Consider the following 6,989-nt stretch of genomic DNA (forward strand, 5'->3'; position numbering starts at 1 on the left):
TCTTTTTGGAATCATCGTTTTAACATTCAATCCTTTAGCCTTAAAATTATTCTACATCAAATCGTATTGAAAAGCTTCCTTAATTTATATCACTTTCTTCGATCCTCCTTCCTGCTTTCTTCAACTTACATAGAACAATGATAACTGAGACTTTACTATAATTTAATTTTACATCAATCTTTCTCCATATCTCCTTTTTTCTCAAGCTTCTCCCAGCTATAATATGTAAAGGTTGCGAGTGTATTTTTAAGATCTTTGAGAAACATCTCACTCACTCTGTCATCAGGAGCGATTGTTAGTGCATAGTCATAGAGGCGTAAAGCACGCTCAAAATTTCCACTATACATAGCTATTCTTCCTAGTGCCAGTTTTTCCCTGGCATTAAAATATCTCATGTATTCCTGGGAGTTTGGAAACCATTTGGGATACTCCCTGTAGCGTAACAATTCGGAAAGGTTTTCTGGTGTAGTTTCTCTTGCGTAACAACGTGAGGCTGAATGTTCAAGATATGCCAGGTCATCTGTGTTCAGAGTACCAACACCGGTGTAGTGCATTATTCCCTCTCTGTCCATCATGAAGAAGCTTAAAAGCGATTGAGGAGAATCTATCCCGATAGATTTAAGATCTTCGCTTACTCTGTTATTTTCCATCCTTTGGGCGATAAGTATAGAATCGATCTGGGGTGGTTCTAAACCGGCAAGGGCAATCGTATAGGACCCGGTGAACCAGAGGCTAATCTCCGGGAAGACAGAGCACATCGTTCGGAGTATGCAGCGATAGTCATCGGGGGATAGCCAGTGTAGAGGGATCCACTGGCAGAAGAATCCCCCATTAGCGAGTTTCGTTTTCACAATCTCATAAAACTCCTTTGTGTAAAGAACCCAGCTATCAGCGCTCCATGGATGGGTTGCATCAGCAATTATAACGTCATAACGTTTGTTTATAGTGAGGAGGTAGTTTCTGCCATCCTGGAATATGATATCTAATCTCCGATCCCGTAATACCGAATAGTTCCATTCTTCAAAGAATTCTGCAGCTTCAATTACTGGAGGACATATATCGACCGCTTCGATATGCCTTACTGGATGGGTTGCAATGCTCCCAGTGGTAATAGCCCCACCAAGGGATAGCACCATAACCTCCTGTGGGTTGCGATGCAACAGTAGAGGAAGATGACCGAGCATCCGAAAGGTTAGAAGAGAATAAACATCAACGGGCACTTCATCTAGTCCGTTTATGGAGAGCGTTCTTTTACCCTCACTATCTTCCCGTACTGCAACAGTTGCAGAGCTAGATTCCCTGTAAAAGAGAAGCCTTTCGTGTTCTCCGATCTCCTGAAGTGCATCCCCAAAGGAAATGAAGAAAGTAGCAACTATCAATACTCCTCCAGCAGTTAACTTGGAGATAGTGATATGAGAATAGAGGGAGCCATCATAAAGTATTATAAAAATCCCTGTTGCAACAGCCAGAATGACAAGAAGCTGTATTCCCTTTGTAATTCCGATAAAAGGGATAAAGATGAAACTGGTAGAAAAAGAACCGATGATGCTTCCCAGGGTATTATATGCGTATGCCCGTCCTACTGCTGTTCCAATCCTATTATATTTTTTTACTGTTTCGGAGATTACAATGGGAAATATCATACCCAGGAGAAGTGAAGGTACAAGAAGGATAAGGAAAACGGCGCAGATCTCAAAGGTAATAAAACGTACCCAACTTCCCGCAGCCATTGCACTGAGATGTTGGACAAGCCCCTGTAGCTTATAGAGTGCAACGGTTACAGCAAAGAGGCAAGCACCCAGAAAGACAAGAAGTGTTCCTAAAGTTCTCTTTAAATTTTTAATCCTATCCACAAAATATGATCCAATCAGGTTCCCTGTTGCAATTCCCCCTATAAAAGACGCAAGAATTACTCCAAAGGCATAGCCATGGCTACCAATTATATAGGCGAGAATCCTTGCCCAGTAGACTTCAAGGGAAAGACCAATGAATCCTGAAACGATAATTGCAATGAGTGCATAGTTGCCCTTTTTTGAATACACCAAGATGTCTGAGATACCCACGATTGGAGAATTGTTTTTATCTATAACACTCCTATTTTTTTGGAATCCTTTTCGATACAAAGGAAAAGAGAAGAAAACTCCTATGGATAGGCTTAGAGCCGAAGCAAATACAAGTGTTCTGCGTGCTCCGAGAAAGCCAATAATCCAGAAAGTTACTGCTAAAACCCCGACCACACCACCTAAATTATTGATGCCATAGAGAATACCCACAGGACCTCCAGTTTCACATGTCACTTTTTTTTGGGTATTATCCTGGGCTTCTGGTATTATTATAGCCTTGCTGAGTGCAGGCAAGGATCCTCCCATAAGTATTGTTGGAGGAAATAGGAAAATACCCGCAAAGCAGGCTTTCAATGGTATAAGAAGTGCTTCTGAATGAGTAACTGAGCCCACAATAGCCTTATACCAGTGATCAAGAAAGGGTAAAAGAAAAGTTAGCAGAAATCCAAAGATTCCTATTCCTGCCTGGAGGATAGAGAAAAGGAGTATAGGATCAGAAACTCTGTCCGCAATCTTTCCTCCGACTATACTCCCCAGACCGAGACCAGCCATGAACACGGTAAGCACTGTACCAACCGAATAGTGGGTTACGCCAAGTGAGAGAAGAAGTTGACGCCTGAACACGATCTCATAGGAGAGTCCCAGTGCACCGGTTATGAAAAAGATGGTGAAGACTATAATCTTAGGATAGGTGCGTTTTGAAATTTTATTCATGATATATCAAGCAGTATTCATTATTCTTATACGATTATAAAAAACTTGACAGAGATCACGATTTATGATATATATGATTATATTTTTTGAAAAGCGAAATTCATTTTTCAAAAAATTATGGAAAATAAATTATTGGTTAAAGGTATGAGGGTAATTGAAAAACTTGCGGTTTTTGGACCTCGATCTATTGAAGATTTATATAAAGAAACTGGAATATCTCGATCATCTATCTATAGAATAATGCGTACACTTGAGGATTTAGGTTATGTAATAAGAAAACGAAATGAAGCAGAGGATATCTGGAAATTAGATCTAAAGTTTTTAAGTCTTTCGAGCCATATCCTATCAAGAGTTGATTTAAAAACGGAAATTGAAGACATTCTAATAAAATTAGCAGATGATACAAAAGAAATTGTTCAATTGGGAGTTTTGTATGAGGGAAAAGTATTGATTTTAGACGTAATACAAAGATATAAGAGCCTAGTTAGTGTTGCTCAGGTAGGTGAATTATTGGACATTAATATCTGCGCAGCCGGACTGGTTCTTGGTGCTTATTTAAAAGAGGAGGAATTAGACTTATTATTGAAAAAAATTGAATTACCAAAGCATACCAAGTTTACAATAACGGATCCGAATAGATTAAAAGCAGAATTAAAAAAGGTGAAAATGAGAGGATATTCATTTGATAATCAATACTATGCTATAGCACACAGGTGCATTGGTGCACCAGTTTTTGATTATACCGGCAGAGTAATTGCGGCTATCAATATTTCTGGTCATATGAAAACAATATCGGATGAGAAAATTGAAGAATTGGCAGAAATAGTAAAACAAAGGGCTAAAGAAGCTTCAATAAAAATGGGTTATGACGAAAAAAAATAAAAAATAGGTTTCAATGTAAAAAGATTTCGTGTGAAAACTATTAATAAAAGGAGGTGATAAAAGGCAAAGGGATAAAGAGATATAGATATAAAAGATATATATTTTTAATCTTAAATTTTAAGGAGGCAATATGAGTAAGTCAAAATGGTTTTATATTACAATTGGTACTCTTCTTCTGGTCAGTCTTGTGTTTGTGAGCAATGCAAAGGTGTGTCTGGGCGCTGGTGAAAAACCGAAGAAGGAAGTTACACTTACGGTCGTATGGCATGCGGGTGTGTGCGCCGATGCTCTACTGGAGATTGCAAAGGACTACACTAAAATGACGGGGGTGAAGGTAGTGGGAACTCTCGTAGCGTATGGTCCAGCATGGCATGATAAGGTGGCGGCCGAATTCGCTGCAAAGGGTTCTGGTTTTGACCTTGCATGCTGGGATAGCCAGTCGATCAGTGAGTTTGCTGGTGGCGGTCACTGTGTTCTTCTGAACCCCCTGATTGAGAAGTCGAAAGTACTGAAGATGAGTGACTGGACAAAAGAGATGCTTCGTCGTTACGGCGAGTATCCTGAGGGAAGCGGAAAATACTATGCTCTCCCGATCAATGCCGACTGTGAAGGGCTCCACTACAGAAAAGATCTTTTCGAAGATCCCAAAGAAAAAGCCGGGTTCAAAAAGAAGTATGGCTATGATCTTGCAATCCCCCAGACATGGTCTCAACTTAAAGACATTGCCGAGTGGTTCACAAGACCCCCCGACCTTTATGGGCTTGCTATGATGGGGGGACGCGAGTATGACTTTCTAACAAGCGTCACGAATTGCTTGGTCTGGGTCTTTGGTGGAGAGCTATGGAATCCGAAAACCAATGAATTCAAGGGTTTCATCGATAGCCCTGCATCAATTGATGGTGTAAAATTCTATATTCAACTCATGAAGTACTGCCCGCCTGGCGTTGAAACCTGGAACTGGGATCAGGTTAACGCTGCCTTCACGTCCGGCCGTGTAGCAATGGCTCATAATTGGTTCTATTTCTTTGCGGCGATGGCTGACCCGAATCAAAATCCATATGCAGATGTTACAGGATTTGCAATTCTTCCTGGTGAGGTTTCCCCAAGAGATGGCAAGTTCCGGAGAGAATTTAGTATGGGTGGCCAGGGCATGGGGATCAGCAAATATTCAAAGAATGTAGATGAAGCCTGGAAGTTTCTTGAATGGTACAATTTGAAGGAGCAGCAAATGATATATGCAAAGATCTGTCAGTCAGGGAATAGACTTGTGTGGGAAGATCCAGCTTGGACGGGGTTGAATGCTTACAACAAGCTATTCAGAGTCGCCTTCAACTACACAAACGACTACTGGCACTTACCAGAGTATGCAATCCTTCTTGACATTCTGCAGGAAGAGACACACAATGCTATAACTGGAAAAAAGACCCCTGAGAAGGCAATGCAGGATTGTGCGGAACGCCAGGAAAAGGTGATGGAAAAGGCAGGCTACAAAATAACACGTACCCCGAACATTCCAGAGGTACCTGATCAAATTGTGTTCCCCTGTGGGAAGGACAAAATTGAACCCATCATCATCGAGTAATTAATATCAATTGATTTTAACCTGCTGGGGTTTCCCCAGCAGGTTTTGTGATTAATTTATTTTTATAAACTTCCTAGTTTTTAAAAATATTATTATTTGAAGTTTATTTTTGATAAGCTGATAAATGATTGATGAGAAAGAATATATCGGTTTTTGAAGGGGAATGATTTACAAGAGCATGGCGAAAGGTGAAGTAATTTATGGAAGAAAAAAAATTAATAGGTAAGATCATATTCGTATTAATTATAATATTAATATTGATCTATACACTCTTCCCCTTATACTGGCTTCTCCTTGCAAGTGTAAAGACTCGAAACGATCTTTTTCTTATTCCTCCAAAATTTTTTTTTAAACCTACATTCAGACATTTTAAAGAACTTTTTATATACACGACCTATGTGACTGGTGAGGAACAGGCAACCTGGTTTCTATTATGGTTGAGGAACAGCTTCATCGAAGCGTTTTCTGGTACTTTCCTTGCAGTAGCTTTTGGTACCATGGCAGGATATATCAACTCACGTATGGAGTACAAGGGTAAAAAGGATTATATGTTCTTCGTTTTATCGACCAGAATGCTCCCTCCAGTTGCAATTATAGTTCCTCTTTATGTTGTGATGTCACGCTTTAGGCTCTCTGATACGCTGCTTGGGATGACCCTGCTTTACATGATGATAGGGGTTGGGCTTTCTACCTGGATCATGAAGGGATTTTTCGATGGAATCCCGAAAGAGATTGAGGAGGCAGCTTTTGTAAATGGTTATACCAGGTTTCAGGTATTTTTTAAAGTCCTTATACCTATGGTGAAAGGAGGGATTGCTGCAACTACAGGTTTCTGCTTTATCTTCGCATGGAATGAATTTACCTTTGCTACAATAATTTCTACCCGTTACGCTGCAACGTTACCTTCCCGGATTGTGGCATTCATGGGGAGTTCAGGTTTTGAATGGGGAAAGGTAGCAGCAGCAGGTTATATATTGATCGTTCCTATTCTTGTGCTCTTTATTCTAATACGTAAATACATCCTTATGGGAATGACCTTTGGTGTTCTTGGGAGAAAGTAAGATGGCTGAAATTGTATTGAAAGAAAGAGAGCGATATGAGCAGAAAGAAAAATGGATAAAATACATCTTTCTATGGCCTACTCTTGCTATACTATTCTTTCTGATTGCTTATCCCTTTATCATGCTAATACTTTACAGTTTTACTAATTTCTCTGCGATGAGACCTGCAAATATCCGTTTCATAGGTTTGGCAAATTATAAAAACATTCTTACTGACACCTACAGCTGGGAAAGATTCATGTTTACGTTTAAATATGTGAGTCTTGCAGTGAGTATACAGTTTGTTTTGGGTGTGTTTATTGCTTATCTTCTCCAGAGAAATTTCAGGGGAAGGGAGGCTGTATTCACAATAGTTCTAATGCCAATGATGCTCTGCCCTGTTGTAGTAGGCCTTTACTGGCAGTTGATGTTTAACACTGAATGGGGGATCGTGAATTACTTTATCCATAACGTTCTTGGATTACCACGTATTGAATGGCTGGGAAAGGCTGAAAATAGTATATGGGCGACGATTATTGCAGATACCTGGATGTGGTCCCCTTTCATGGTACTCCTAGCATCAGCAGCTTTTTCATCTATCCCCAGGTACCTCTATGAAGCAGCAAGTGTTGACAGGGCAAGCGGCTGGTTCAAATTTATTAACATAACTCTGCCTCTTTCAGCTCCAATATTAATCCTTGCAGTTTT

General features: G+C 40.0%; 5 protein-coding genes. 4 read left to right on the plus strand and 1 reads right to left on the minus strand.

Annotation, left to right across the window (positions count from 1 at the left end; translation table 11 throughout):
- Positions 1 to 173: 173 nt before the first annotated feature.
- On the minus strand, positions 174 to 2,777 hold the full coding sequence (locus ACUVXA_RS13730; RefSeq protein WP_445871845.1) for a fused MFS/spermidine synthase: 2,604 nt from the start codon (positions 2,775 to 2,777) through the stop codon (positions 174 to 176).
- 132 nt (positions 2,778 to 2,909) lie between these two features.
- Here ACUVXA_RS13730 and ACUVXA_RS13735 point away from each other — a divergent pair, with 132 nt between their 5' ends.
- The 4 genes from ACUVXA_RS13735 to ACUVXA_RS13750 all read left to right on the plus strand — a co-directional run.
- The gene (locus ACUVXA_RS13735) at positions 2,910 to 3,659 is read left to right on the plus strand and encodes an IclR family transcriptional regulator (protein ID WP_445871846.1); all 750 of its coding nucleotides are present in this window, start codon (positions 2,910 to 2,912) and stop codon (positions 3,657 to 3,659) included.
- 130 nt (positions 3,660 to 3,789) lie between these two features.
- The gene (locus ACUVXA_RS13740; protein WP_445871847.1) at positions 3,790 to 5,241 is read left to right on the plus strand and encodes an ABC transporter substrate-binding protein; all 1,452 of its coding nucleotides are present in this window, start codon (positions 3,790 to 3,792) and stop codon (positions 5,239 to 5,241) included.
- Positions 5,242 to 5,441: 200 nt separating this feature from the next.
- Positions 5,442 to 6,302 (plus strand): carbohydrate ABC transporter permease, encoded by an 861-nt coding sequence (locus ACUVXA_RS13745; protein WP_445871848.1) that lies wholly within the window; start codon positions 5,442 to 5,444, stop codon positions 6,300 to 6,302.
- Between the two features lies 1 nt (position 6,303).
- Positions 6,304 to 6,989: carbohydrate ABC transporter permease (locus ACUVXA_RS13750; protein WP_445871849.1), on the plus strand; the 686-nt coding region annotated here is incomplete at its 3' end.

The organism is Candidatus Jordarchaeum sp. (assembly GCF_052745115.1).